General features: G+C 65.1%; 24 protein-coding genes. 19 read left to right on the top strand and 5 right to left on the bottom strand.

Annotated elements, in window-relative coordinates; all coding sequences use genetic code 11:
* Positions 1 to 11 precede the first annotated feature (11 nt).
* The 7 genes from POR01S_RS12215 (at position 12) to hisC (ending at position 5,892) form a co-directional block, all read left to right on the top strand.
* Positions 12 to 662, top strand: a complete 651-nt coding sequence (locus POR01S_RS12215) for an MlaC/ttg2D family ABC transporter substrate-binding protein (protein ID WP_007159510.1) — start codon at positions 12 to 14, stop codon at positions 660 to 662.
* Entirely contained in the window at positions 659 to 973 is a 315-nt protein-coding gene (locus POR01S_RS12210) for an STAS domain-containing protein (RefSeq protein ID WP_042136079.1), read from the top strand. The genes POR01S_RS12215 and POR01S_RS12210 overlap by 4 nt, the downstream gene beginning before the upstream one ends.
* Before the next feature lie 73 nt (positions 974 to 1,046).
* Positions 1,047 to 1,286 (top strand): BolA family protein, encoded by a 240-nt coding sequence (locus tag POR01S_RS12205; RefSeq protein WP_007159508.1) that lies wholly within the window; start codon positions 1,047 to 1,049, stop codon positions 1,284 to 1,286.
* A 22-nt stretch (positions 1,287 to 1,308) separates the two neighbouring features.
* Positions 1,309 to 2,574 (top strand): UDP-N-acetylglucosamine 1-carboxyvinyltransferase, encoded by a 1,266-nt coding sequence (gene murA / locus POR01S_RS12200; RefSeq protein ID WP_007159507.1) that lies wholly within the window; start codon positions 1,309 to 1,311, stop codon positions 2,572 to 2,574.
* Positions 2,575 to 2,583: 9 nt separating this feature from the next.
* On the top strand, positions 2,584 to 3,216 hold the full coding sequence (gene hisG / locus POR01S_RS12195) for an ATP phosphoribosyltransferase (protein WP_007159506.1): 633 nt from the start codon (positions 2,584 to 2,586) through the stop codon (positions 3,214 to 3,216).
* Positions 3,217 to 3,520: 304 nt separating this feature from the next.
* Positions 3,521 to 4,840, top strand: a complete 1,320-nt coding sequence (gene hisD / locus POR01S_RS12190) for a histidinol dehydrogenase (protein WP_042136077.1) — start codon at positions 3,521 to 3,523, stop codon at positions 4,838 to 4,840.
* A complete protein-coding gene (gene hisC / locus POR01S_RS12185) occupies positions 4,837 to 5,892 on the top strand; it encodes a histidinol-phosphate transaminase (RefSeq protein WP_042136075.1) in 1,056 nt (351 codons plus the stop codon). The genes hisD and hisC overlap by 4 nt, the downstream gene beginning before the upstream one ends.
* Before the next feature lie 2 nt (positions 5,893 to 5,894).
* Here hisC and POR01S_RS12180 read toward each other — a convergent pair whose 3' ends face one another.
* Positions 5,895 to 7,016 (bottom strand): S1C family serine protease, encoded by a 1,122-nt coding sequence (locus tag POR01S_RS12180; RefSeq protein ID WP_042136073.1) that lies wholly within the window; start codon positions 7,014 to 7,016, stop codon positions 5,895 to 5,897.
* Between the two features lie 115 nt (positions 7,017 to 7,131).
* On the opposite strand from POR01S_RS12180, the gene POR01S_RS12175 reads away from it, so the two are divergent.
* From POR01S_RS12175 to cysN, 3 genes are all read left to right on the top strand, one after another.
* Entirely contained in the window at positions 7,132 to 7,887 is a 756-nt protein-coding gene (locus POR01S_RS12175; protein WP_027597085.1) for a Nif3-like dinuclear metal center hexameric protein, read from the top strand.
* Between the two features lie 165 nt (positions 7,888 to 8,052).
* Positions 8,053 to 8,970: a sulfate adenylyltransferase subunit CysD gene (gene cysD, locus POR01S_RS12170; protein ID WP_007159501.1), complete on the top strand. Its 918-nt coding sequence runs from the start codon at positions 8,053 to 8,055 to the stop codon at positions 8,968 to 8,970.
* A 1-nt stretch (position 8,971) separates the two neighbouring features.
* Positions 8,972 to 10,870 carry a sulfate adenylyltransferase subunit CysN gene (gene cysN / locus POR01S_RS12165; RefSeq protein WP_027597084.1) on the top strand — a complete coding sequence of 633 codons (1,899 nt, stop codon included), beginning with the start codon at positions 8,972 to 8,974 and terminating at the stop codon, positions 10,868 to 10,870.
* 50 nt (positions 10,871 to 10,920) lie between these two features.
* Here the strand turns inward: cysN and POR01S_RS12160 are convergent, their stop codons facing one another.
* Positions 10,921 to 11,235 (bottom strand): hypothetical protein, encoded by a 315-nt coding sequence (locus POR01S_RS12160; protein ID WP_007159499.1) that lies wholly within the window; start codon positions 11,233 to 11,235, stop codon positions 10,921 to 10,923.
* A 211-nt stretch (positions 11,236 to 11,446) separates the two neighbouring features.
* On the opposite strand from POR01S_RS12160, the gene POR01S_RS12155 reads away from it, so the two are divergent.
* Positions 11,447 to 13,081: a Na+/H+ antiporter gene (locus POR01S_RS12155; protein ID WP_007159498.1), complete on the top strand. Its 1,635-nt coding sequence runs from the start codon at positions 11,447 to 11,449 to the stop codon at positions 13,079 to 13,081.
* Here POR01S_RS12155 and dapC read toward each other — a convergent pair.
* Genes dapC through map form a run of 3 tightly spaced genes read right to left on the bottom strand, consistent with a single transcriptional unit; the run spans position 13,078 to position 17,788 of the window.
* Positions 13,078 to 14,271 carry a succinyldiaminopimelate transaminase gene (gene dapC / locus POR01S_RS12150; RefSeq protein WP_042136070.1) on the bottom strand — a complete coding sequence of 398 codons (1,194 nt, stop codon included), beginning with the start codon at positions 14,269 to 14,271 and terminating at the stop codon, positions 13,078 to 13,080. The genes POR01S_RS12155 and dapC overlap by 4 nt on opposite strands.
* A 24-nt stretch (positions 14,272 to 14,295) precedes the next feature.
* The gene (locus tag POR01S_RS12145; RefSeq protein WP_027602571.1) at positions 14,296 to 16,995 is read right to left on the bottom strand and encodes a [protein-PII] uridylyltransferase; all 2,700 of its coding nucleotides are present in this window, start codon (positions 16,993 to 16,995) and stop codon (positions 14,296 to 14,298) included.
* Between the two features lie 10 nt (positions 16,996 to 17,005).
* Positions 17,006 to 17,788 (bottom strand): type I methionyl aminopeptidase, encoded by a 783-nt coding sequence (map, locus tag POR01S_RS12140; protein WP_007159495.1) that lies wholly within the window; start codon positions 17,786 to 17,788, stop codon positions 17,006 to 17,008.
* Between the two features lie 286 nt (positions 17,789 to 18,074).
* Here map and rpsB point away from each other — a divergent pair, with 286 nt between their 5' ends.
* From rpsB to rseP, 8 genes are all read left to right on the top strand, one after another.
* Positions 18,075 to 18,812 carry a 30S ribosomal protein S2 gene (rpsB, locus tag POR01S_RS12135; protein ID WP_007159494.1) on the top strand — a complete coding sequence of 246 codons (738 nt, stop codon included), beginning with the start codon at positions 18,075 to 18,077 and terminating at the stop codon, positions 18,810 to 18,812.
* A gap of 131 nt (positions 18,813 to 18,943) precedes the next feature.
* Positions 18,944 to 19,813: a translation elongation factor Ts gene (tsf, locus tag POR01S_RS12130; RefSeq protein ID WP_007159493.1), complete on the top strand. Its 870-nt coding sequence runs from the start codon at positions 18,944 to 18,946 to the stop codon at positions 19,811 to 19,813.
* A gap of 192 nt (positions 19,814 to 20,005) precedes the next feature.
* Positions 20,006 to 20,749, top strand: a complete 744-nt coding sequence (gene pyrH / locus POR01S_RS12125; protein ID WP_007159492.1) for a UMP kinase — start codon at positions 20,006 to 20,008, stop codon at positions 20,747 to 20,749.
* Positions 20,746 to 21,303 (top strand): ribosome recycling factor, encoded by a 558-nt coding sequence (gene frr, locus POR01S_RS12120; RefSeq protein ID WP_007159491.1) that lies wholly within the window; start codon positions 20,746 to 20,748, stop codon positions 21,301 to 21,303. Before pyrH ends, frr begins: the two co-directional genes overlap by 4 nt.
* An 18-nt stretch (positions 21,304 to 21,321) precedes the next feature.
* A complete protein-coding gene (uppS, locus tag POR01S_RS12115; RefSeq protein WP_027602572.1) occupies positions 21,322 to 22,071 on the top strand; it encodes a polyprenyl diphosphate synthase in 750 nt (249 codons plus the stop codon).
* Positions 22,071 to 22,886: a phosphatidate cytidylyltransferase gene (locus POR01S_RS12110; protein ID WP_007159489.1), complete on the top strand. Its 816-nt coding sequence runs from the start codon at positions 22,071 to 22,073 to the stop codon at positions 22,884 to 22,886. Before uppS ends, POR01S_RS12110 begins: the two co-directional genes overlap by 1 nt.
* Positions 22,883 to 24,064 (top strand): 1-deoxy-D-xylulose-5-phosphate reductoisomerase, encoded by a 1,182-nt coding sequence (gene ispC, locus POR01S_RS12105; protein ID WP_176564512.1) that lies wholly within the window; start codon positions 22,883 to 22,885, stop codon positions 24,062 to 24,064. The genes POR01S_RS12110 and ispC overlap by 4 nt, the downstream gene beginning before the upstream one ends.
* Before the next feature lie 66 nt (positions 24,065 to 24,130).
* Positions 24,131 to 25,483, top strand: coding sequence for a sigma E protease regulator RseP (gene rseP, locus POR01S_RS12100; RefSeq protein ID WP_042136066.1), 1,353 nt, complete (start codon positions 24,131 to 24,133; stop codon positions 25,481 to 25,483).
* The last annotated feature ends 53 nt before the right edge of the window (positions 25,484 to 25,536 follow it).

The raw sequence follows: 25,536 nt of genomic DNA, 5'->3' as shown, positions 1-25,536 counted from the left end.
GAGGCTTTTCCATGCTCAAGCTACTTCGTCACGGAGTGATCGCGATCCTGGCCCTGCTGCCCCTGGTGTCCCAGGCGGCGCCCTCGGCCCACGACGTGATCCAGCAGACCACCACCACCCTGCTCAGCGACCTTGAGGCCAACCGCGACAAGTATCGCAGCAGCCCGGAAGCCTTCTACGAGTCGCTCAACAACATCCTCGGCCCGGTGGTGGATGCCGAAGGCATCTCGCGCAGCATCATGACCGTGCGCTACAGCCGCAGCGCCTCGCCCGAGCAGATGGCGCGCTTCCAGGAAAACTTCAAGCGCAGCCTGATGCAGTTCTATGGCAATGCGCTGCTGGAGTACAACAACCAGGGCATCCGGGTGCTGCCCGAAGGGCCGTCCGACGGTCCCGACCGCACCAGTGTGGGCATGGAGGTCAAGGGCAACAACGGCGCCGTGTACCCGGTGCAGTACAGCATGGTCAAGCAGGGCAATGAGTGGAAGGTGCGTAACGTCATCATCAATGGCCTGAACCTCGGCAAGCTGTTCCGTGACCAGTTCGCCCAGGCGATGCAGGAAAACGGCAACGACCTGGACAAGACCATCAACAACTGGGCGGGCACCGTGGCCAAGGCCAAGGATTCTCCCGAGGCCCAGAAGGCCAAGGTCGGTTCGTGAGTCGCGCCGCCATCATCGGCGAAGGCGCCCGACTTCAACTGTCGGGCGTGCTCGATCACGCCAATGTGCCCACCCTGCGCGAGCAGGGCAGGGCGCTGATCGGCCAGGGCAGTGGTCCGCTGGTGCTCGATTGCGCCGGTGTCGAACGCTCCAACAGCGCCGGCCTCGCGCTGTTGCTGGCCTGGCTGCGCGATGCCCAGGCCGCGGGGCGACCGCTGACCATCGCCAGCCTGCCTTCCGAGTTGCGGCAGATCGCCGACGTCTCGGATGCCCTTGCCCTGCTGCCCCTGGCGGAAGACGCGCACGGGTAACGGTCATCGCAGTCGCCGTACAGCCGGTTTTTTTGTATGATCGCCGGCTGTACTAGATTGCCGAGGTGCCGCCATGCAGGCCCAAGAAGTCAAAAGCCTCCTGGAGGCAAAACTGGCCGATACCCAGGTCGAAGTGGAAGGCGAGGGCTGCAACTTCCAGCTCTACCTGATCAGCGACGAGCTCCAGGCACTCAGCCCGGTCAAGCGTCAGCAGCAGGTCTACTCCCATCTCCAGCCGCAGATCGCCGATGGCAGCATTCACGCTGTCACCATGAAATTCTTCACCCGTGCTGCCTGGGCCGAACGCGCCTGATTCGCAGCGCCGAGAACTCGCTATGGACAAACTGATCATTACCGGCGGCAACAGCCTGAACGGTGAAATTCGCATTTCCGGGGCCAAGAACTCCGCCCTGCCGATCCTGGCCGCGACCCTGCTCGCCGACACCCCGGTGACCATCGCCAACCTGCCGCACCTGCACGACATCACTACCATGATCGAGCTGTTCGGCCGCATGGGCGTCCAGCCGGTGATCGGTGAAAAGCTCAATGTCGAGGTCGATGCCTCCAGCATCAAGACTCTGGTCGCGCCCTATGAGCTGGTCAAGACCATGCGCGCCTCGATCCTGGTGCTGGGCCCGATGGTCGCCCGCTTCGGCGAAGCGGAAGTCGCCCTGCCCGGCGGTTGCGCCATCGGTTCGCGGCCGGTCGATCTGCACCTGCGCGGCCTGGAAGCCATGGGCGCCAAAATCACCGTCGAAGGCGGCTACATCAAAGCCAAGGCGCCGGCCGGCGGCCTGCGCGGCGCCCACTACTATTTCGATACCGTCAGCGTGACCGGTACCGAGAACGTGCTGATGGCCGCCACCCTGGCCAAGGGTCGCAGCGTCATCCAGAACGCCGCCCGCGAGCCCGAGGTCGTCGACCTGGCCAACTGCCTGATCGCCATGGGTGCCAACATCCAGGGCGCCGGTACCGACACCATCACCGTGGAAGGCGTCGAGCGCCTGGGTGGCGCCACCTATTCGGTGCTGCCGGACCGCATCGAGACCGGCAGCTACCTGGTCGCTGCCGCCGCCACCCGCGGCCGCGTCAAGCTCAAGGACACCGATCCGACCATCCTCGAGGCCGTGCTGGCCAAGCTGGAAGAGGCCGGTGCCCACATCGCCACCGGTAGCAACTGGATCGAGCTGGACATGAAGGGCAATCGCCCCCGCGCGGTCAACATCCGCACGGCGCCCTACCCGGCGTTCCCCACCGACATGCAGGCCCAGTTCATCTCCATGAACGCCGTCGCCGAAGGCACCGGTACCGTGGTCGAGACCATCTTCGAGAACCGCTTCATGCACGTTCACGAGATGGTGCGCATGGGCGCCAACATCGCCATCGAAGGCAATGCCGCCATCGTCACCGGCGTGCCCAGCCTCAAGGCCGCCCCGGTCATGGCGACCGACCTGCGCGCCTCGGCGAGCCTGGTCATCGCCGCCCTGGTGGCCGAAGGCGATACCCTGATCGATCGCATCTACCACATCGACCGCGGCTACGAATGCATCGAGGAGAAATTCCAGCTGCTCGGCGCCAAGATCCGTCGCACGCCCAAGTAAGGACCTCCGATGCTGACCATCGCCCTGTCCAAGGGCCGTATCCTCGACGACACCCTGCCGCTGCTGGCGGCGGCGGGGATCGCCCCGACCGAGAATCCGGACAAGAGCCGCAAGCTCATCATCCCGACTACCCAGGACGATGTACGGCTGCTCATCGTCCGCGCTACCGATGTGCCCACCTATGTGGAACATGGCGCCGCGGACCTGGGCGTGGCCGGCAAGGACGTGCTGATGGAATACGGCGGCGACGGTCTCTATGAGCCGCTGGACCTGCGCATCGCCCGCTGCAAGCTGATGACCGCGGGCGCCGTGGGCGCTCCGGCGCCGCGTGGCCGGCTGCGGGTGGCGACCAAGTTCGTCAATGTCGCCAAGCGCTACTATGCCGAGCAGGGTCGGCAGGTCGACATCATCAAGCTGTACGGCTCCATGGAGCTGGCACCGCTCGTAGGCCTGGCCGACAAGATCATCGACGTGGTCGACACCGGCAATACCCTCAAGGCCAACGGACTCGAACCCCAGGAGCTGATCGCCCATATCAGCTCGCGCTTGATCGTCAACAAGGCCTCGATGAAGATGCAGCATGGCCGCATTCAGGCCCTCATCGAGACCCTGAGACACGCCGTCGAGGCGCGCGGCGCCTGAGAACCTGTTCAAAGCCTGCTACGCGTCGGCCAAACTGCGTTAAAAATGGCTTCGGAATGCTCATTTACCACTCGTAAACTCCGCTTCCTCAGCTATTTTTGCGGGGCCGCCTAGGCCTTGTTTGTCTCTAGCTCGCGAGACTTTGAACAGGCTCTACGTCCTGGTCGGCATGCCGAATGCCGGCTCAGACTGCTTGCATCCCTCCAGCTTCGCCTATCCGTGCCATAGCCAAATTGTCGGGCGCCCACACGGAACCGGCTGTTACTCTCGGGCGCCCCTTTCGCTCTCCTGAAGAGGATCCGCCATGACCGCTCCGCTCGCCATCCGCCGACTCGCCGCCGCCGCTCCGGATTTCGCCGAGCATCTGGATCATCTGCTGAGCTGGGAAGGGGTGTCGGATGCCGACATCAACCAGCGGGTCCTGGCGATCATCGCCGACGTGCGCCACCAGGGCGACGCCGCGCTGCTGGAATACACCCGGCGCTTCGATGCCGTCGAAGCGACCGCCATGAGCGATCTCATCCTGCCGCGGGCGCGTCTGGAAGAAGCCCTGACCCGCATCACGCCGGAGCAGCGCACCGCGCTGGAAGCCGCTGCCGAGCGCGTCCGTCGTTATCACGAAAAGCAGCGCCAGGATTCCTGGCAGTACCAGGAGGCCGACGGCACCGTGCTCGGCCAGCAGGTCACCCCGCTGGATCGTGCCGGGCTCTATGTGCCGGGGGGCAAGGCCTCCTATCCCTCCTCGGTGCTGATGAACGCCATCCCCGCCAAGGTCGCCGGCGTAAAAGAAGTGGTCATGGTGGTGCCCACGCCCCGCGGCGAGGTCAACGAACTGGTGCTGGCCGCCGCAGCCTTGGCCGGTGTCGATCGCGTCTTCACCATCGGCGGCGCCCAGGCCGTTGCCGCCCTGGCCTATGGCACCGAAAGCGTACCGCCGGTGGACAAGATCGTCGGCCCCGGCAACATCTATGTCGCCACCGCCAAGCGCCACGTATTCGGCAAGGTCGGCATCGACATGATCGCCGGCCCGTCGGAGATCCTGGTGGTCTGCGACGGCCAGACCGATCCCGACTGGATCGCCATGGACCTGTTCTCCCAGGCCGAGCACGACGAAGACGCCCAGGCCATCCTGGTCAGTCCCGACGCCGCCTTCCTCGACGCCGTGGCGGAAAGCATCGCCCGTCTGCTGCCGGAGATGGAGCGCGCCGAGATCATCCGCGCCTCCCTGGAAGGCCGCGGCGCCCTGATCCAGGTCACCGACATGGCCCAGGCCATCGAGGTGGCCAACCGCATCGCCCCCGAACACCTGGAATTGTCGGTCGCCGAACCCGAGCAGTGGCTGCCCAGCATCCGCCACGCCGGCGCCATCTTCATGGGTCGCTACACCGCCGAGGCCCTGGGCGACTACTGCGCCGGTCCCAACCATGTGCTGCCGACCTCGGGCACCGCGCGCTTCTCCTCGCCGCTGGGCGTGTACGACTTCCAGAAGCGTTCCTCGATCATCCACTGCTCGGCTACGGGCGCTTCCGCGCTGGGCCGGGTCGCCTCGGTGCTGGCGCGTGGCGAGTCCCTGACCGCCCACGCCCGCAGCGCCGAATACCGTATTCAGGAGGAGCAGGCATGAGCGAGCTCTGGAGTCCCTTCGTCAAGAACCTGGTGCCCTATGTGCCGGGTGAGCAGCCCAAGCTGACCAACCTGGTCAAGCTCAATACCAACGAGAATCCCTACGGTCCGTCACCGCGGGCGCTGGAAGCCATTCGCGCCGCGGCCACCGACGACCTGCGCCTCTATCCCGACCCCAACGGTCAGGCGCTGAAGGACGCCGTCGCCCGCTACTACGGCCTCCAGAGCGACCAGGTGTTTGTCGGCAACGGCTCGGACGAGGTGCTGGCGCACATCTTCCTGGGCCTGTTCGGCCATGGCCGCCCGATCCTGTTTCCGGACATCAGCTACAGCTTCTATCCGGTCTATTGCGGCCTCTACGACATCGCCTTCGAGACGCCGGAGCTGGACGAGGATTTCCAGATCGTCCCCGAGGACTATCTGCGCCCCAATGGCGGGATCATCTTCCCCAACCCCAATGCGCCGACCGGCAGCGCCCTGGCGCTGGACGCCATCGAGCGTATCGTCGCCGGCAATCCGACCTCGGTGGTGGTGGTGGACGAGGCCTATGTCGACTTCGGGGCGGAGTCGGCGGTCGCCCTGATCGAGCGCCATCCCAACCTGGTGGTGACCCAGACGCTGTCCAAGTCCCGTTCGCTGGCCGGTCTGCGGGTAGGGCTGGCCCTGGGACAGGCGCCGCTGATGGAAGCCCTGGAGCGGATCAAGAACAGCTTCAACTCCTATCCACTGGATCGCCTGGCCCTGGCCGGCGCGACCGCGGCCTTCGAGGATCGCGCCTATTTCGACGAGACCTGTTGGCAGGTGATCGAGAGTCGCGAAGCGCTGGTGGGCCAGTTGCTGGAGCGCGGCTTCGAGGTCCTGCCCTCCGCCGCCAACTTCATCTTCGCCCGTCATGTGCAGAAGGGCGGCGCGGCGCTGGCCGCGGGCTTGCGCGAGCACGGCGTCATCGTGCGCCACTTCAGCCGCCCCGAGCGCATCGCCGACTTCCTGCGCATCACGATCGGCACGCCGACGCAGAATCAGGCGCTGATCACGGCCCTCGACACCCTCTGAGCCTAGCGCGCCTTCTCCATCAGGGGGCGCATCCCGACGGTCACCTTGACCTGCACGGTCTTGTCCTGGCGCAGCACCTCGATGGGGATGCTGTCGCCAGGCTGCTTGCGGGCGATCTGGTTCATCGCCAGCCGGCCGTCCCTGATCGGTTGGCCAGCCAGCTTGACCAGCACGTCGCCCGCGCGCAGACCGCCCTTGTGCGCGGGTCCATCGGGATCGATGTCGGTCACCACGATGCCCTGGTCGACCTTGAGGCCATAGGTCTTGACCAGCTCCGGGGTGATCACCTCCACCGCCACGCCCAGCCAACCACGGATGACCTGGCCGTGCTGGATGATCGAGCGCATGACCTCCATGGCCAGCTTGATCGGGATGGCGAAGCCGATGCCCTGGGAGCCGCCGGAGAGGATGGCGGTGTTGATGCCGATCAGATTGCCGCTGGCATCCACCAGCGCCCCGCCGGAATTGCCCAGGTTGATCGCCGCATCGGTCTGGATGAAGTCCTCGTAGGTATTGAGACCCAGCTGGTTGCGACCGGTGGCACTGATGATGCCCATGGTCACCGTCTGGCCGACGCCAAAGGGGTTGCCGATGGCCAGCACCACGTCGCCGATGCGGATGGCGGTCGAATCGCCCACCGAGATGGCCGGCAGGTTGGGCAGGTCGATCTTGAGCACGGCCAGGTCCGTGGCCGGATCGTTGCCGATGAGCTTGGCCAGGGTCTGGCGCCCGTCGGCGAGGGCCACCACGATGGATTCGGCGTCCAGGGTCACGTGGTTGTTGGTCAGCAGATAGCCGTCATGGCTCATCAGCACGGCGGAACCCAGGCTGAGTTCTTCCACCGGCTTGGTCGCGCCCTTGCGGTCGCTGGCCGTATCCCCGGCCTTGCCCGGCTTGGCGGCCTTGGTCGAGCGCAACGACACCACCGCGGGCGCGGCGCGACTGGCCGCGTCGGCATAGGAAACCGGTCCCTCCTGGCGCGAATTGGCGGGCGCTTGGGCGGCCTCGAACAGCGGCGGCTGGGCGGGCAGGCCGAGCCACTGGGGATAGCGCTGCATGATCAGGGCTGCAACGAGCAGACCGCACAGCACGGGCCAGCCGAGATAACGCAAAGCCTTGTACATCGATCACATCCTTGAATTTGTCCACCCGGGGTGCGCCGGATAAGCTGGCGGCCATTATAAGGAGCGGCGCCAGCCGAAGACACGCTGGCGCCGCCAACGAGGAGGTAAGCCGCACGTGACCCTGTCCCTTGAGCAACTGGTAGAGACCGCCGACCGCTACCTGGAATCGGCCCGGATCCAGGATTACTGCCCCAACGGCCTGCAGGTCCAGGGCCGTGAGCAGGTGCGCCTGCTGGTCAGTGGCGTCACGGCTTCCCAGCAGCTGCTGGACGCCGCCGTCGCCGCCGGTGCCGATGCCATCCTGGTGCACCATGGCTATTTCTGGAAGAACGAAGATGCCCGCCTCATCGGCATGAAGCACCGGCGGATCAAGACGCTGCTGAGCCATGACATCAGCCTGCTGGCCTACCACCTGCCCCTGGATGTCCATCCCGAGGTGGGCAACAACGTCCAGCTGGGACGCCGCCTGGGGCTGCAGGATATCCGGCCGCTGCCAGGCGATGCCAAGGGGCTGATCTGGCAGGGGGAGTTGCCGCAGGCGCAATCCGCCGCGGACTTCGGTCGGCAGGTGGCGGACGTGCTGCAGCGCGAGCCGCTGGTGGTCGACGGCGGGCGCTCGATCCGACGCCTGGCCTGGTGCACCGGTGGCGCCCAGGGCTATATCGACCAGGCCATCGCCGGCGGAGTGGATGCCTACCTGACCGGAGAGGTGTCCGAGCAGACGGTGCACAGCGCTCGCGAGAACGGCGTGAGTTTCTTCGCCGCCGGCCACCATGCCACCGAGCGCTACGGGGTGCAGGCGCTGGGCGACCATCTGGCCGCGCAGTTGGGGATCCAGCACCTCTTCATCGACTGCGACAATCCCGCCTGAGCGTCATAAGCATAGAACTTCTGGTTCTAAATAGCCTGGCGGGCCATAACCGTTGCCTATGGTAAGGTTGAGGTTCGTCCACGGCCCGCTCTGTCCGGTGTGTCCAGTCGACTGGATGCCGCAACGGACATCTCCTAGGCCACCTTTCTGCAATCGTGAGTAGCCATGCTCGACAAACAGACGCACCTCAAACAGCTTGAGGCGGAAAGCATCCACATCATCCGTGAAGTGGCCGCCGAGTTCGACAATCCGGTCATGCTGTATTCCATCGGCAAGGATTCGGCCGTGATGCTGCACCTGGCCCGCAAGGCCTTCTTTCCCGGCAAGCTGCCGTTCCCGGTACTCCACGTGGACACCGGCTGGAAATTCCAGGCCATGTACGAATTCCGCGATCGCATGGTCGCCGACATGGGCCTCGATCTGCTGGTGCACAAGAATCCGGAAGGGGTCGCCCAGGGCATCAACCCCTTCACCCATGGCAGTGCCAAGCACACCGACATCATGAAGACCCAGGGCCTCAAGCAGGCGCTGGACAAGTACGGCTTCGACGCCGCCTTCGGCGGTGCCCGCCGCGACGAGGAGAAGTCCCGCGCCAAGGAGCGCGTCTACTCCTTCCGGGACAGCAAGCACCGCTGGGATCCCAAGAACCAGCGTCCCGAGTTGTGGAACATCTACAACGGCAAGACCAACAAGGGCGAGTCGATCCGCGTCTTCCCGCTGTCGAACTGGACCGAGCTGGACATCTGGCAGTACATCTACCTCGAAGGCATCCCGATCGTGCCGCTGTACTTCGCCGCCGAGCGCGAGGTGATCGAGAAGAACGGCACCCTGCTCATGATCGACGACGACCGTATCCTCGAGCACCTCTCGCCCGAGGAGAAGGCCCGCATCCACAAGCGCCAGGTGCGCTTCCGTACCCTTGGCTGCTACCCCCTGACCGGCGCGGTGGAGTCCCAGGCGACCACGCTGACGGACATCATCCAGGAGATGCTGCTCACCCGCACCTCCGAACGCCAGGGCCGGGTCATCGACCACGATGGCGCCGGATCCATGGAAGAGAAGAAACGTCAGGGGTATTTCTAAGATGTCGCACCAATCCGATCTGATCGGCCAGGACATCCTGGCCTACCTCGCACAGCACGAACGCAAGGAACTGCTGCGCTTCCTCACCTGCGGCAACGTCGACGACGGCAAGAGCACCCTGATCGGGCGCCTGCTGCACGATTCCAAGATGATCTACGAGGATCACCTGGAAGCCATCACCCGCGATTCCAAGAAGGTCGGCACCACCGGCGAAGAAGTCGATCTCGCGCTGCTGGTGGACGGCCTGCAGGCCGAGCGCGAGCAGGGCATCACCATCGACGTGGCCTACCGCTACTTCTCCACCGCCAAGCGCAAGTTCATCATCGCCGATACCCCCGGCCATGAGCAGTACACCCGCAACATGGCCACCGGGGCCTCCACCTGCGACCTGGCGATCATCCTGGTCGATGCCCGTCACGGCATCCAGACCCAGACCCGCCGGCACAGCTACATCGCTTCGCTGCTGGGCATCAAGCACATCGTGGTCGCCATCAACAAGATGGATCTGCTGGGCTTCGACGAGGCGGTGTTCGAGCGCATCAAGGACGATTACCTGGCCTTCGCCCAGCGTATCGACCTCAACGCCAAGGATATCCACTTCGTCCCCATGTCGGCGCTCAAGGGCGACAACGTGGTGAATCGCAGCGAGCAGACGCCCTGGTACAGCGGCAAGCCGCTGATGGAAATCCTCGAGACCGTGGAGATCGCCGCGGATCGCAATCTCGACGATCTGCGCTTCCCGGTGCAGTACGTCAACCGGCCCAACCTCAACTTCCGCGGCTTCGCCGGAACCCTGGCTTCGGGCGTGGTCACCAAGGGCGATGCCGTGGTGGTCCTGCCGTCGGGCAAGGGCAGCCGCATCAAGTCCATCGTCACCTACGAAGGCGAGCTGGAGCAGGCCGGACCTGGCCAGGCGGTGACCCTGACCATGGAAGACGAGATCGACATCTCCCGGGGCGACGTCCTGGTGCATGCCGACAACCGTCCCCAGGTCACCGACAGCTTCGAGGCCATGCTGGTGTGGATGGCCGAAGAACCCATGCGGCCCGGCAAGAAGTACGACATCAAGCGCGCCACCAGCTACGTGCCCGGCTCGCTGCCGAGCATCGTGCACACGGTTGACGTCAATACCCTGGAACGTGGCGCCGCCAGCGAGCTTAAGCTCAACGAGATCGCCCGGGTCAAGGTGGCTCTCGATGCGTCCATCGCCCTGGATGGCTATGGCGTCAACCGCACCACCGGCGCCTTCATCGTCATCGATCGCCTGACCAATGGCACCGTCGGTGCCGGCATGATCATCGCCGACCCGGTGGGCAGGGGCGGTCATGGCCAGGGCGCGCACCAGCTGCACGTCGGCACCAGCGAGCGGGCCGCGCGCTTCGGTCAGCAGCCCAGCACCGTGCTCTTCACCGGCCTTTCCGGCGCCGGCAAGACCACCCTGGCCTATGCCCTGGAGCGTCGTCTGTTCGATGCCGGTCGTGCGGTTTTCGTGCTGGACGGTCAGAATCTGCGCCACGACCTGAACAAGGGTCTGCCACAGGATCGCGCCGGGCGTCGCGAGAACTGGTTGCGTGCCGCCCAGGTAGCCCGCCAGTTCAACGAAGCGGGTCTGATCGCCCTGGCGGCCTTTGTCGCGCCGGATGCCGAGGGCCGTGCCCAGGCCCAGGCGCTGATCGGTGCCGAGCGTCTGCTGACCGTGCACGTCAAGGCGTCGCCCAAGGCCTGCGCCGAGCGTGATCCCCAGGGTCTCTATGCCGCCGGTGGCGACAACATCCCGGGTATCTCCTTCGCCTACGATGCACCGGAAGATGCCGATCTGGTGATCGACACCGAGCAGCTGTCGGTGGAGGAGGGGGTCCAGCAGATCCTCGACGTCCTGCGTCGGCGTCAGGTGGTCTAGGGCGTCCAGCCATGAAAAAACCCGCCGAGAGGCGGGTTTTTTCATGGGCCTTACCAGCGCGGTGGTGGGCCGTAGTAGTAGGCGCCGGGCGGCGGGCCGTAGTACACCGGGCGGGGTTCCACCACGCGATATTCGTAGACCGGTGCCGGCTCGTAGTAGACCACGCGCGGCGGCGGAGGCGGCGGGGGGCCTTCAACGTAGACCGGCTCGCGGGCGTAGGAATGGGAGACGATGGCTCCGCCGACCACGGCACCCACTACGGCACCGAGAAAGGCCGGACCGGGACCACGACCGTGGGCGGACGCCTGACCGGCGATGGCGAGGCAACCGGCAAGCACCACGACTTGAGTGATGCGACGTAGCATGATCTTTCTCCTGCGACCCGGGGAAATGAAACCGGGTATGTCTATCAGACCGCAACGGTGGCCAGTCGCCTAGATCGCCTCGGGTAAAGTTTGGGTAAAACCAAATCCGGGGACATCAGTCCCAACAACTCGAGGTCGACGTGTCCCCACTCCCGCGGGATGCATCTCCTGTATCTGGCACCGCGACCGGTGCCCTGACCACGAGACCACCGTGCAGATTCTCTATACCGCTCTGATCCTCTTGCTGATGGTGGGTGCCACCCGACTCAGCGCCCATCTGATTCCCATCCCGCTGCCGCTGATCCAGGTGGTGGTCGGCGCCTTGCTCGCCTGGCCCACCCTGGGGCTGCACGTGGCCCTGGACCCGGAACTCTTCCTGCTGCTGTTCATCCCGGCGCTGCTGTTCTCCGATGGCTGGCGCATGCCCAAGCGCGAATTCTGGCGGCTGCGCCGACCGATCTTCGTCCTGGCCTTCGGCCTGGTGTTCCTCACGGTGCTGGGTGCCGGCTGGTTCCTGCACTGGATGCTGCACCTGCCCTGGGCGGTGGCCTTCGCCCTGGCGGCGGTGCTGTCGCCCACCGATGCCGTGGCGGTGTCCAGCATCGTCCGTGGCCGGCTGCCCAGCGCCCTGCTGCATGTGATCCAGGGCGAGGCCCTGCTCAACGACGCCTCGGGTCTGGTGACCTTCAAGTTCGCCGTGGCGGCGGCCCTGACCGGCGCCTTTTCGCTGAGCCAGGCCAGTCTGGAATTCGTCATCGTCGCGGTGGGCGGCGTGCTGGTCGGTGGCGTGCTGAGCTGGCTGGTCGGGCGGGCGCGCGCCTGGATGGTGGTGAAGCGCGGCTGGAGCGATGCCGCGCCCCATGTGGTCTTCATGCTGTTGCTGCCCTTCGCCGCCTATGTGCTGGCGGAGCGACTGGGCGTTTCCGGCATCCTGTCCGCCGTGGCCGCCGGGATGATGCAGAGCCGGGTCGACATGCTGCCCCGGCAGACCGCCACCCGTTTGCTCAACCACAGCGTCTGGGGACTGGTGGAATTCGCCTTCAACGGCCTGGTGTTCCTGATCCTGGGGCTGCAACTGCCGGACATCCTGGCGGCGGCCCTGCCGGCTTCCCAGGCGCTTTGGCCGGCCGCGGGCTGGCTGACGCTCTATGTGCTGGGTGCCTATCTGGTAATCATGGCCATCCGCTTCGGGGTCATCCTCGGCTATTGGCACCTGACCCAGCCTGGCAGCGGACCCATGACCATCGCGGGCGATCCGCGCCTGATCGCCGCCATCGCCTCCCTCAGCGGGGTGCGCGGCGCCGTGACCCTGGCCGGTGTGCTGTCGCTGCCGCTGCTGCTCTCGGATGGCACGCCCTTTCCCCTGCGTGACGTCCTGGTGTTCATCGCCGCCGGGGTGATTCTGCTGTCCCTGGTGGTGGCGAGCATCGGTATTCCGCTGCTGCTGGCGCGGCTGCCGGAGCAATCCAACGACCTGCTGGAGCGGGAACGCTGCGAGGTGCGGATCAACGCCGCCCGCGCCGCCATCACGGCACTGGAAGACGTGGAGTCCAGCGATGCCGACGAGCCGGCGCGGGCGGCGCTGCAGGCGGAGATCAAGGCAGGCATCATCGCCGAATTCCGTGACGAGCTGAGTTCCGCCGATGACAGCGAGGATGCCCGTTCGCTGGCGCGTCTGCGGGACACCCTGGATGGCGAGCTGCGCCTGCTCGCCATCCGTGCCCAGCGCCGTGAACTCTATCGGCTGCGTATCGCCGGCGTGATCGATGACCTGGTGGTCACCGAATTCCTCCGGGAGCTGGACATCCAGGAGACCGCGCTGATGCGCGATCAGGGCAACCGCTAGCCCTGGCAGAAGCGGCGGATGCGCTCCGCCGCTTCCACGCATTCGGCCAGAGGGGCGACCAGGGCCATGCGGATCCGTCCGGCACCCGGATTGACGCCCGCGACTTCCCGCGACAGGTAGGAACCCGGCACCACGGTCACATGTTCGCGGGCGAACAGATCGCGAGCGAAGGCTTCGTCATCGCCCGGCGTCCTGGCCCAGAGATAGAAACCACCGTCCGGCAGTGACACCTCCAGGCTGCCCTGCAGGATGTCCAGCACGGCGGCGAACTTCTGCCGATAGAGTTCGCGGTTCTCGCGGACATGGGCTTCATCGCGCCAGGCCACGGCGCTTGCCTTCTGCACCTGCACCGGCATGGCGCAACCGTGGTAGGTGCGATAGAGCAGGAAGCGCTTGAGGATGGCGGCATCGCCGGCGACGAAGCCGGATCTCATGCCCGGCAGGTTGGAGCGCTTGGACAGGCTGTGGAACACCACGCAACGGGCGAAGTCGCTGCGCCCCAGTTCGGCGCAGGCGGTCAGCAGCCCGGGCGGCGGACTGGCTTCGTCGAAATAGAGTTCGCTGTAGCACTCGTCGGCGGCGATCACGAAGTCGTGGCGATCGGCCAGGGCGATGAGCCTTTTCAGCGTGGCCACCGGCAGCAGGGCGCCGGTGGGATTGCCGGGCGAACAGAGGAACAGCAGCTGGCAGCGCTGCCAGACCTCGTCCGGCACGCTGTCGAAATCGGGATTGAAACCCTTGTCCGCCAGGCACGGCAGGTAGTGCGGCTCGGCGCCGGCCAGCAGGGCCGCGCCTTCGTAGATCTGGTAGAAGGGGTTGGGGCTCAGCACCAGGCCGGCCTGGCTGCGATCCACCACCGCCTGGGTAAAGGAAAACAGCGCCTCCCGGGTGCCGGTCACCGGCAGCACATGACGCGCCGGATCCAGCCAGCCGGCCGGTACGCCAAAGCGCTGGCCAGCCCAGCTGGCGATGGCCTCGCGCAGCTCGGCGATGCCAAGGGTGGTCGGATAGACCGCCAGCTGATCCAAATTCGCCGTCAGCGCCTCGGCGACGAAGGCGGGGGACGGATGCTTGGGCTCGCCGATCGACAGCGGAATCGGCTTGAGCGCCGCCGGCGGGGTCACGCCGGCGAGGAGGGCGCGCAGCTTCTCGAACGGGTAGGGCTGCAGCAGGTCGAGGGTGGGGTTCATCGTCGGGTGGTCCTTCGTTCGAGGCTAGATGCTGATGCGGCTGAGTGGCGTCTGGCTGTCCGGCTCGCCCAGCTGCTTGATCAGGGCTTGCTGCAGGGCGCTGCACAGACCGGGATCCGCTAACGGACGGCCATCGGCGTCGGTGACGTAGAAGACGTCTTCCACGCGCTCGCCGAGGGTAGCGATCTTGGCGTTGAGCACGGACAGGTCGAAGTCGAGGAAGATGCGGCCCACCCGTGCCAGCAGACCGGGGCGGTCCGGCGCCGTCAGCTCGATCAGGCTCGCCGAGCGCATGGTGTCGGTATAGATGTTCACCTGGGGCGAGAAGGCGAAATGCTTGAGCTGGCGGGTCACGCGCCGGTTGATGATGCTCGGGTATTCCTCGGGATGCTTGAGCGCCTCGATCAGGCCGCCGCGGATCTGGGCGATGCGCGCGGGATTGTTGCCAATCGAGCCACCATCGGTATCCAGCACGATGTAGGTGTCCAGGGTGAACTGGCTGGTGGAGGTGATGATGCGCGCGTCCTGAATGTTCAGGTTGAGCTGGTCCATCACCGCCACGGTCACCGCGAAGAAGTCGTGCTGGTCCGCGGCATAGATGAAGATCTGGGTGCCGCCTTCGGAGTCACGCTGGGTGGTCTCGCGGATCAGCACCAGGGGCTCGGCGGTATCGCCGTGGCCGAGGATGGCCTCGGTGTGCCAGGCGACATCCAGCGCGGTATGCCGCAGGAAGTAGGTGTCACCCAGCTGCGACCACAGCTGCTCGGCGTCATCGGCATCGATGCCGCGACGCATCAGGGTGTCGAGGGCCGATTGCTGGGTGCTGCGGATCTGCTCTTCGCGATTGACCGGATTCTCCAGGCCACGACGCAGGGCACGCTTGGTCTCGGTGTACAGCTGCCGCAGCAGGGTGGCGCGCCAGGAATTCCACAGCGACGGATTGGTCGCGGTGATGTCGGCCACGGTGAGGACGTACAGGTAGTCGAGATGGGTGTGGTCGCCCACCGTCAGGGCGAAGTCGTGGATCACCTGGGGATCGGAGAGGTCCTTGCGCTGGGCGGTGGTGGACATCACCAGATGGTTGCGCACCAGCCAGCTGACCAGGCGGGTGTCCCACTCCGGCAACTGGTGACGGCGACCGAAGGCTTCCACGTCTTCCGCCCCCAGTTCCGAGTGATCGCCGCCACGGCCCTTGGCGATGTCGTGGTAGAGACCGGCGATGTAGATCAGCTCCGGCTTGGGCAGCTTGTGGATCACCCGCGTCGCCAGCGGATACTTTTCCGCCAGGACGTCGTAGCTCATCTTGCGCAGGTGCTTGATGAGATTGAGGGTGTGGGCGTCCACCGTATAGATGTGGAAGAGGTCATGCTGCATCTGGCCGACGATCTGGCCGAATTCGGGCAGGTAGAGCCCCAGCAATCCGTAGCGATTCATCCGCCGCAGATTGCGATGGATGCCGGATTCGCTCTTGAGCAGTTCGATGAACAGGCTGGTGTTGCGAATGTCCTGGCGGAAGGCGTCGTCGATCAGGTGGCGGCTGTCGCGCAACAGGCGGATGGTGCCGGCGCTGGGCCCCTTGATCGCCGGATTCTGCGCCAGCAGGACGAACAGCTCCATCAGGGCGAAGGGGGTGCGCAGGAACACCTGCGGATGCACCACCTCCAGATAGCCGTTGCGGATCTGGAATCTGTTGTTGAGCGGCGTCACCGCGGCGGGCAGCTGCTCGTCGCGCAGATTCACTTCCTCGAAGTGCTGCATCACCACGTCGCTGAGCTGGGAGACGTCCATCACCACCCGGTAGTACTTCTGCATGAAGCGCTCGACCGCCAGCTTGGCGTCGTTGTCCTCGTAGCCGAGCAGGTTGGCGATGCGCCGCTGATGGTCGAACAGCAGGCGATCCTCCGGGCGACCGGCCAACATGTGCAGGGCGTAGCGGACCTTCCACAGGTATTCCTGGGCCGAGATCAGCAGGCTGCACTCGCTCTCGGTGAGAAAGCCCTGGCCCACCAGGGCCTGCAGATTGAGGGTGCCGAATTGCCGCCGGGCGATCCACAGCAGCGTCTGGATGTCGCGCAGGCCGCCCGGGGAACCCTTGACGTTGGGTTCCAGGTTGTACTCGGTGTCGTTGTACTTGGCGTGTCGGGCACTCTGCTCGGCACGCTTGGCCAGGTAGAAGGCCCGTCCCGGCCAGAGGTGCTCGACACTGGTGGCCGCCAGCATCGCCTGGCGCAGGTGCTCGGGGCCGGCGAGGGTACGGCTTTCCATCAGGTTGGTGATCACCGTCAGATCGGCCAGCGCCTCGGTAGTGCACTCGCGCAGGGATCTGACGCTCTGCCCCACGGCCAGGCCCACGTCCCACAGCAGGGTCAGGAAGCCTTCGATGGAATCGCGGAAGCGCTCCTGCTCTTCTTCGGCGAGCAGGATGAGCAGGTCGATGTCCGAGTGCGGATGCAGTTCGCCACGGCCATAGCCGCCCACCGCGAGCAGGGCGATGCCATCGTCCGGCCAACTGAAGCGACTCCAGGCCGCGATCAGCATCTGGTCGATGAACCAGGCGCGATCCTCGACCAGCCGGCGCACGCTGCGCCCGGCCAGGAAGCGGGCATCGAGGGTGGCGTTCGCGGCCCGGATGAATTTCTTGAAGGCCGCGATGGGGCTGGCTTTCAGCGAAAGCTCAGCCTGGAACTGGCCGGCGTCGAACAACTCCGAATCGACCTGGGGCATGGGCGCTCACTCACGCAGAAACGCGGGGAAAGGTTTCGTCCTTTCTGAGGGTCAGGATCTCGTAACCCTGTTCGGTGACCAGCACCGTGTGCTCCCACTGCGCGGACAGCTTGCGGTCCTTGGTGATGGCGGTCCAGCCATCGCCCAGCAGGCGGGTCTCGTAGCGGCCCTGGTTGATCATCGGCTCGATGGTGAAGATCATCCCGGCCTGCAGCTCGAGGCCCGTGCCGGCGCGACCGTAGTGCACCACCTGCGGCTCTTCGTGGAAGCCCTTGCCGATGCCGTGGCCGCAGTATTCGCGAACCACCGAGAAGCCGTTCTTCTCGGCGTGCTTCTGGATGACCTCGCCGATATCGCCCAGGCGCGCCCCGGGGCGGACCAGGTCGATGCCCTTGTAGAGGCATTCCTGGGTGATCTGGCAGAGGCGCTCGGCCCACTCGGGCACGTCGCCCACCAGGTACATCTTGCTGGTGTCGCCGTGGTAGCCGTCTTTGATCACGGTGATGTCCACGTTCATGATGTCGCCACTCTTGAGCGGCTTGTCATTGGGAATGCCGTGGCAGACCACATGGTTGAGCGAGGTGCAGATGGATTTGGGATAGCCCTTGTAGTTCAGCGGGGCGGGGATGGCCTGCTGCACGTTGACGATATAGTCGTGGGCCAGTCGATCCAGTTCTTCGGTGGTGATGCCGGGACGCACGTGCTCGTCCAGCATTTCGAGCACCTCGGCGGCCAGTTGGCCGGCGATGCGCATCTTGGCGATGTCTTCAGGGGTCTTGAGGATGACGGTCATCGGAAATCTCTAGGTATCACGCCGGGTGTCAGCTTTCGATCCGCTATTCTATCAGAGCCGGCGCCCGCACTGTGGCCGCCAGCGCGGCCCCGGATCTCCGGTATCCGGCAATCGCCGCTGGTGGTATCCGGCAAGGCGTGATATAAAGTCGCGCGCTTTTTCGGGGCTCCGCCCTTTAGCGCTCCTAACCCCACACACGCATCGACACGATGACCTGGGTGCTTCCCGATGGGAAGTTGGTCATTGGGATGCGTGGAGGCCCAACCCGACTACGAGGAACATCTAAATGTCTCAAGTCTCCATGCGTGACATGCTGAAAGCCGGCGTGCATTTCGGCCACCAAACCCGTTACTGGAACCCGAAGATGGGCAAGTACATCTTCGGCGCGCGCAACAAGATCCACATCATCAACCTCGAAAAGACCCTGCCGATGTTCAACGAGGCCCTGACCTTCGTTGAGCGCCTGGCTTCCGGCAAGAACAAGATCCTGTTCGTCGGCACCAAGCGTTCCGCCGGCAAGATCGTTCGCGAAGAAGCCGCTCGTTGCGGTCAGCCCTTCGTCGACCATCGCTGGTTGGGCGGCATGCTCACCAACTACAAGACCATCCGTGCCTCGATCAAGCGTCTGCGCGATCTGGAAGTCCAGTCCCAGGACGGTACTTTCGACAAGCTGACCAAGAAAGAAGCCCTGATGCGCACCCGCGACCTCGAGAAGCTCGAGCGCAGCCTGGGTGGTATCAAGGACATGGGCGGTCTGCCGGATGCCCTGTTCGTCGTCGACGTCGACCACGAGCGCATCGCCATCACCGAAGCCAACAAGCTGGGTATCCCGGTCATCGGCGTAGTCGATACCAACAGCAGCCCGGAAGGCGTTGACTACGTCATCCCCGGCAACGACGACGCCTTCCGCGCCGTTCAGCTGTACCTGAGCAGCGTTGCTGATGCCGTGATCCGTGGCGGCAACAACGGCGGTGCCAACGAGCAATTCGTCGAAGAAACCGCTGCCGAAGCCGTCGAGGGCTGAGCAGGTCGACCCTAGGGTCGAGCGGTTCGACGTGCGAGAAGGGGGCCTAGCCCCCTTTTTGCCTACTGGCGTTTCATTGGCTCCGTCTCCGTGCGGAGTGACCTCGAAACCGATTCAAGAGGATTTCAAACATGGCAGAAATCACTGCAGCCCTGGTCAAAGAACTGCGCGAGCGCACCGGCCAAGGCATGATGGATTGCAAGAAGGCCCTGGCCGCTGCCGGTGGCGACATCGAGAAAGCCATCGACGACATGCGTGCCGCTGGCGCCATCAAGGCCGCCAAGAAAGCCGGTAACGTGGCTGCCGAAGGCTCCATCGCGGTCAAGGTCGCTGACGACCACAAGGCTGCCGTCATCATCGAAGTCAATTCCCAGACCGATTTCCTGGCTCTGCAGGACGACTTCAAGGGCTTCGTCGCCGCCAGCCTGGACAAGGCCTTCGCCGAGAAGATGAGCGATGCCGCTCCGCTGATCGCCGCTCAGGAAGCCGCCCGTGAGGCCCTGGTCGCCAAGTGCGGCGAAAACGTCAACATCCGTCGTCTGACCCGTGTCGAAGGCGATGTCGTTGGCGCCTACCTCCACGGTCACCGCATCGGTGTGGTCGTTACCCTGCAGGGTGGCACCGCCGAGCTGGCCAAGGAAATCGCCATGCACGTCGCGGCGAGCAATCCCCAGTTCCTGAATCCCTCCCAGGTTTCCGAAGAAGCTGTCGCCAAGGAAAAGGAAATCTTCCTGGCGCTGAACGCCGACAAGATCGCCGGCAAGCCGGAAAACATCGTGGAGAACATGGTCAAGGGTCGTATCAACAAGTTCCTGGCCGAAGCCAGCCTGGTTGAGCAGCCCTTCATCAAGGATCCGGAAGTCAAGGTCGGTGAACTGGCCAAGAAAGCCGGCGCCGAAATCGTCTCCTTCGTGCGTTACGAAGTGGGCGAAGGCATCGAGAAGGCCGAAGTCGACTTCGCTGCCGAAGTGGCTGCCCAGCTGGCTGCCAGCAAGCAGTAAGCCCGGCATCTGCCGTTGACCAGGAGGCCGCCCGCTTCGAGCGCGCGGCCTCTTTGTCAAATTGGAAGGCAGGTCTGATTTCTGCTCTTCCAAGGAGTTTTTTGCCGATTGGAGTGAACGCAACTGCGGTTGCGCTTTCCTATCGCTGGATCAAAATCCCCCGCACATGTTCATCGCCACAGGAGAGAGTGAATGGCACAGCAGATGAGTGGTCGCCAACCCCGTTACAAGCGTATTCTGCTGAAGCTCAGTGGCGAAGCCCTGATGGGAAGTGAAGACTTCGGGATCGACCCGAAGGTGCTGGATCGCATGTCGCTGGAGATCGGCCAGCTGGTGGGTATCGGTGTCCAGGTCGGTCTGGTGATCGGCGGTGGCAACCTGTTCCGCGGCGCGGCCTTGTCCGCTGCCGGTATGGATCGGGTGACCGGTGACCACATGGGCATGCTGGCCACGGTGATGAACGCCCTGGCCATGCGCGACGCCCTGGAGCGTTCCAACATTCCCGCCACGGTGATGTCCGCCATCTCCATGGTCGGCGTGACCGATCAGTACGATCGGCGCAAGGCCCTGCGTCAGCTGAAGGATGGCGAAGTCGTCATCTTCTCCGCCGGTACCGGCAACCCCTTCTTCACCACCGATTCTGCCGCCTGCCTGCGCGCCATCGAGGTCGAGGCCGACCTGGTGCTCAAGGCCACCAAGGTGGATGGTGTATACACGGCCGATCCCTTCAAGGATCCCAATGCCGAAAAATTCGAGCGCCTGACCTACGACGAAGTGCTCGACCGCAAGCTGGGTGTCATGGATCTCACGGCCATCTGTCTCTGCCGTGACCACAGCATGCCCCTGCGGGTTTTCAACATGAACAAGCCCGGCGCCCTGCTCAATATCGTGGTGGGCGGTGGTGAGGGCACCCTGATCGAGGAGGGAGCAGCATGATCAACGAGATCAAGAAGGATGCGCAGACGCGCATGACCAAGACCCTGGAAGCCCTGGGCCACGCCTTTGCCAAGATCCGTACCGGACGCGCTCATCCAAGCATCCTGGATAGCGTCATGGTGTCCTACTACGGCAGCGACACCCCGCTGCGTCAGGTGGCCAACGTCACCGTCGAGGATTCGCGGACCCTGGCCCTGAGCGTGTTCGACAAGAGCATGATCCAGGCGGTCGAGAAGGCCATCATGACCTCCGACTTGGGCCTCAATCCGGCCACCGCCGGGACCACCATTCGCGTGCCGATGCCGGCGCTGACCGAAGAGACCCGCAAGGGCTTCACCAAGCAGGCGCGTGCCGAGGCCGAGCAGGCGCGGGTTTCCGTGCGCAACATCCGTCGCGATGCCCTGGCTCAGCTCAAGGATCTGCTCAAGGAAAAGGAAATCAGTGAAGACGAGGATCGTCGCGCTCAGGATGAAGTCCAGAAGCTGACTGATAAATTCGTCGCCGAGGTGGACAAGGCTCTGGAGGCCAAGGAAGCCGACTTGATGGCTGTTTGACAACGGTTGGGACGTAACATGGGCATGAGCAAGCCAGGCAAGGTGGTGCCGCGTCACGTGGCGATCATCATGGATGGGAACAATCGCTGGGCGCGCCGTCGGTTGCTGCCGGGCGTCGCCGGTCACAAGGCCGGAGTGGACGCCGTGCGCGCGGTCATCGAGGTGTGCGGCGATGCGGGCGTCGAGGTACTGACGCTGTTCGCCTTTTCCAGCGAGAACTGGCGGCGTCCGGCCGACGAGGTCGGCGCCCTGATGGAGCTCTTCCTGTCCGCCCTGCGGCGGGAGGCGAAGAAGCTGCACCAGAATGGCATCCGGCTGCGCATCATCGGCGATCGCTCGCTGTTCCATCCGGAACTGCAGGCGGCCATGGCGGAAGTCGAGGCCCTCACTGCCCATCACACCCGGTTTGTGCTGCAGATCGCCGCCAACTACGGGGGGCAGTGGGATATCACCCAGGCCGCCCAGCAGCTGGCGGCGCGGGTCCAGCAGGGTTCGCTGCAGCCGGGTGAGATCACGCCGGAGCTGCTGCAAGGCTGTCTGGCGACCGCCGACCTGCCGCTGCCCGACCTGTGCATCCGCACCGGTGGCGAGCGTCGGGTCAGCAACTTCCTGCTCTGGCAGATCGCCTATGCCGAGCTGTATTTTTCCGACCTGTTCTGGCCGGACTTCAAGCACGAGGCCATGCACGCCGCCCTGGCGGACTTTGCCACCCGCCAGCGGCGGTTTGGCCGGACCTGCGAACAGGTGGAAGCGGAGCTACGCGCCTAATGCTGAAGCAGCGAGTTATCACGGCGATGGTGCTCCTGCCCATCGCCCTGGCCGGATTTTTCTGGCTGGAAGGGGCGGCTTTCGCCCTGTTCATCGGTGCGGTCGTGGTCCTGGGCGCCTGGGAATGGGCGCGGCTGGCGGGTCTGGAAGCCCAGCCGCTGCGTTGCGCCTATGCCGCCGTGGTCGCGCTGGCGCTGCTGCTCTGCTGGTGGCTCCCCGCCGGTGCCCATGGCCTGCTGTTCATCAGCCTGGCCTGGTGGCTCTATGCGACGGTGCTGGTGCTCACCTATCCCGATAGCGCTCGCGCCTGGCAGGCCTCCTGGCGGCGCCTGCTGATCGGTCTGGTGGTGCTGGTCCCGGCCTGGCAGGGGCTGATGCTGCTCAAGGCGGCACCGGGTGGCAATCTGCTGATTCTCGAAGTGATGATGCTGGTGTGGCTGGCCGACATCTTCGCCTATTTTTCCGGGCGGGCCTTTGGCAAGCGCAAGCTGGCGCCGGCCGTGAGTCCGGGCAAGAGCTGGGAAGGTCTCTATGGCGGCCTGGCCGCCGCGCTGGTGGCTACTCTGGTGCTTGGTCTGGTCCGTGGCTGGGGCCTGGGCGACCTCCTGCAGGCACTCATCGGCGCCGCCTGCGTGGTGCTGATCTCGGTAGTGGGTGATCTCACCGAAAGCATGTTCAAGCGTCAGGCCGGGCTCAAGGACAGCAGCCAGTTGCTGCCGGGGCACGGTGGCGTGCTGGATCGCATCGACAGCCTCACGGCCGCCGTACCGCTGTTCGCCCTGCTGCTCTGGTGGGCCGGCTGGGGTGTCCAGTGAGTCTCCAGCAGCTTTGTGTCCTGGGTGCGACGGGCTCCATCGGCGCCAGCACCCTGGATGTCGTGGCCCGGTATCCCGATCGCTATCGCATCTTCGCCCTCAGCGGGCATCGTCGACTGAGCGAGCTGGCAGACCTCTGCCGGCGTTTCCAGCCGGTCTATGCAGCCGTGCCGGATCAGGCGTCCGCCGATCAGTTGGCCGCTTTGCTGCAAGGGGCTGAAGCCCGCCCCGAGATCCTGGTGGGGGAGGGTGGCCTGGAGGCCATCGCGGCCCATCCCCGGGTGGATACCGTCATGGCGGCCATCGTCGGCGCGGCGGGTCTGAAGCCCACCCTGGCGGCGGTCAAGGCCGGCAAGCGCGTACTGCTGGCCAACAAGGAAGCCCTGGTCATGAGCGGCGCGCTCTTCATCGAGGCCGTGCAGGCCAGTGGCGCGACCCTGCTGCCCATCGACAGTGAGCACAATGCCATCTTCCAGTGCCTGGCCGATCCGGCGACACCCGGCCTGGCCCGCAAGGGCGTAAGACGCATCCTGCTCACCGCCTCGGGCGGCCCGTTCCGCGAGACACCGGCCGAACAACTGGCCGGGGTGACGCCGGATCAGGCCTGTGCCCATCCCAAATGGTCCATGGGGCGCAAGATTTCGGTGGACTCCGCGACCCTGATGAACAAGGGGCTGGAGCTGATCGAGGCCTGCTGGCTGTTCGAGGCGACGCCGGAGCAGGTCGAGGTGGTCATCCATCCCCAGAGCGTGATTCATTCGCTGGTGGACTACGTGGATGGCTCGGTGCTGGCCCAGCTGGGCAATCCCGATATGCGCACCCCTATCGCCCACGCCCTGGCCTGGCCCGAGCGCATCGACTCCGGCGTCGCGGCGCTGGACCTGTTCGAGATCGGCCGGCTCGACTTCGAGCGGCCCGACGAAGAACGCTTTCCCTGCCTGCGGCTGGCGCGGGAAGCGGCTCAGGCGGGTGGTTGCATGCCGGCCACGCTGAATGCGGCCAACGAGGTCGCCGTCGAGGCCTTTCTCGAGGGGCGACTGGGCTTTACCGAGATCCCGCAGCTGATCGAAGCGGTGCTCAAGGCTGTCGAGCCCTGTCCGGCCAGCGATCTCGACACGGTCTTCGCGGCCGATAGCACCGCTCGGCAGCTGGCTCGGGAGTGGCTGTCGAGACGCTGATCCCGCGCCTCGACACCTGGCCTACGAGTCCGCAGAATCTGCACACTGAGGTAGCGGAGGCAGCCAATGTCCATCCTTTATACGATTCTGGGAACCCTGATCGCCCTGGGCGTCCTGGTTACCATCCACGAGTATGGCCATTTCTGGACGGCGCGCCGTTGCGGCGTCAAGGTCCTGCGCTTCTCCGTGGGCTTCGGCAAGCCGCTGCTGCGCTGGCACGATCGCCAGGGCACCGAGTTCGTGGTGGCGGCGATCCCGCTGGGCGGCTACGTGAAGATGCTGGACGAGCGCGAAGCGCCGGTGGCGCCTGAAGAACAGCATGCCGCCTTCAATCGCAAGACGGTACGCCAGCGCATCGCCATCGTCGCCGCCGGTCCGATCGCCAACTTCCTGCTCGCCATCCTGTTCTTCTGGGTGCTGGCCATGCTCGGCTCCCAGCAGCCGCGTCCGGTGGTGGGATCGGTCACGCCTGATACCCTGGCTGCCACCGCGGGTATCCCGGCGGGCGCCGAACTGACCGCGGTCGATGACGCGGCGGTAGACAGCTGGTCGGCGGTCAATCTGCGCCTGGTCGATCGCCTGGGTGAAAGCGGTCCGCTACGCCTGAGCTACCGGGTCCCGGGCACCACTGCCGAGCAGAACGCGGTCATCCAGCTCGACGACTGGCTGCGCGGCGCGGAAGATCCGGACCCGATCCAGGCGCTTGGTCTCAAGCCCTGGCGGCCGCAGATTCCGGCCATCTTCGCCGAGCTGGATCCGGCCGGTCCGGCGAAAGCCGCCGGCCTCCAGGCGGGTGATCGCCTCATCGCCCTGAACGATACGCCCATCGGTGACTGGCAGCAGGCCGTGGACTGGGTGCGGGCGCACCCGGATCAGCAGGTCAAGGTGAGCTATGAGCGGGAGGGTCAGCGACGCGAGCTGTCCCTGCGCCTGGGCGCGCGGCGCGTCGATAGCGCCGAGACCGGTTACCTCGGTGCGGGTGTGGCGCCGGTCAAGTGGCCAGCGGAAATGGTTCGCGAAATCAGCTACGGACCCGTGGCGGCCGTGGGCGAAGGTATCAGCCGAACCTGGCAGATGAGCGTGCTGACACTGGTTTCCCTGAAGAAGATGCTCTTGGGAGAGCTGTCGGTAAAAAACTTGAGCGGGCCGATAACCATTGCTAAAGTGGCGGGCGCTTCAGCTCAGTCAGGCCTGGGGGATTTCCTCAATTTTCTGGCGTACCTGAGCATAAGCCTGGGGGTTCTGAATCTGTTGCCTATCCCTGTGCTCGACGGCGGTCATCTGGTCTTCTACTTCGTCGAGTGGATTCGCGGGCGGCCCTTGTCCGAGCGTGTACAGACATGGGGCATGCAGATCGGTATTAGCCTCGTCGTGGGTGTGATGCTGCTGGCCTTGGTCAATGACCTCGGTCGCCTCTGACACTCTGCTGATTGCCGAATCTGCCGCCCAGTGCGGCAGATTCTTTATTTGCC

Source organism: Pseudomonas oryzihabitans NBRC 102199, assembly GCF_000730625.1.
GTDB classification, from domain to species: domain Bacteria; phylum Pseudomonadota; class Gammaproteobacteria; order Pseudomonadales; family Pseudomonadaceae; genus Chryseomonas; species Chryseomonas oryzihabitans.
Note: the sequence above shows the minus strand (reverse complement) of the source record. Positions and strands in the feature narration are given on the sequence as shown.

Coding starts and splice junctions, on each gene's coding strand:
- POR01S_RS12215 (WP_007159510.1), top strand. CDS start 12: ATGCTCAAGCTACTTCGTCACGGAGTGATCGCGATCCTGGCCCTGCTG.
- POR01S_RS12205 (WP_007159508.1), top strand. CDS start 1,047: ATGCAGGCCCAAGAAGTCAAAAGCCTCCTGGAGGCAAAACTGGCCGAT.
- murA (WP_007159507.1), top strand. CDS start 1,309: ATGGACAAACTGATCATTACCGGCGGCAACAGCCTGAACGGTGAAATT.
- hisG (WP_007159506.1), top strand. CDS start 2,584: ATGCTGACCATCGCCCTGTCCAAGGGCCGTATCCTCGACGACACCCTG.
- hisD (WP_042136077.1), top strand. CDS start 3,521: ATGACCGCTCCGCTCGCCATCCGCCGACTCGCCGCCGCCGCTCCGGAT.
- hisC (WP_042136075.1), top strand. CDS start 4,837: ATGAGCGAGCTCTGGAGTCCCTTCGTCAAGAACCTGGTGCCCTATGTG.
- POR01S_RS12180 (WP_042136073.1), bottom strand. CDS start 7,016: ATGTACAAGGCTTTGCGTTATCTCGGCTGGCCCGTGCTGTGCGGTCTG.
- cysD (WP_007159501.1), top strand. CDS start 8,053: ATGCTCGACAAACAGACGCACCTCAAACAGCTTGAGGCGGAAAGCATC.
- cysN (WP_027597084.1), top strand. CDS start 8,972: ATGTCGCACCAATCCGATCTGATCGGCCAGGACATCCTGGCCTACCTC.
- POR01S_RS12160 (WP_007159499.1), bottom strand. CDS start 11,235: ATGCTACGTCGCATCACTCAAGTCGTGGTGCTTGCCGGTTGCCTCGCC.
- dapC (WP_042136070.1), bottom strand. CDS start 14,271: ATGAACCCCACCCTCGACCTGCTGCAGCCCTACCCGTTCGAGAAGCTG.
- POR01S_RS12145 (WP_027602571.1), bottom strand. CDS start 16,995: ATGCCCCAGGTCGATTCGGAGTTGTTCGACGCCGGCCAGTTCCAGGCT.
- map (WP_007159495.1), bottom strand. CDS start 17,788: ATGACCGTCATCCTCAAGACCCCTGAAGACATCGCCAAGATGCGCATC.
- rpsB (WP_007159494.1), top strand. CDS start 18,075: ATGTCTCAAGTCTCCATGCGTGACATGCTGAAAGCCGGCGTGCATTTC.
- tsf (WP_007159493.1), top strand. CDS start 18,944: ATGGCAGAAATCACTGCAGCCCTGGTCAAAGAACTGCGCGAGCGCACC.
- pyrH (WP_007159492.1), top strand. CDS start 20,006: ATGGCACAGCAGATGAGTGGTCGCCAACCCCGTTACAAGCGTATTCTG.
- frr (WP_007159491.1), top strand. CDS start 20,746: ATGATCAACGAGATCAAGAAGGATGCGCAGACGCGCATGACCAAGACC.
- uppS (WP_027602572.1), top strand. CDS start 21,322: ATGGGCATGAGCAAGCCAGGCAAGGTGGTGCCGCGTCACGTGGCGATC.
- POR01S_RS12110 (WP_007159489.1), top strand. CDS start 22,071: ATGCTGAAGCAGCGAGTTATCACGGCGATGGTGCTCCTGCCCATCGCC.
- rseP (WP_042136066.1), top strand. CDS start 24,131: ATGTCCATCCTTTATACGATTCTGGGAACCCTGATCGCCCTGGGCGTC.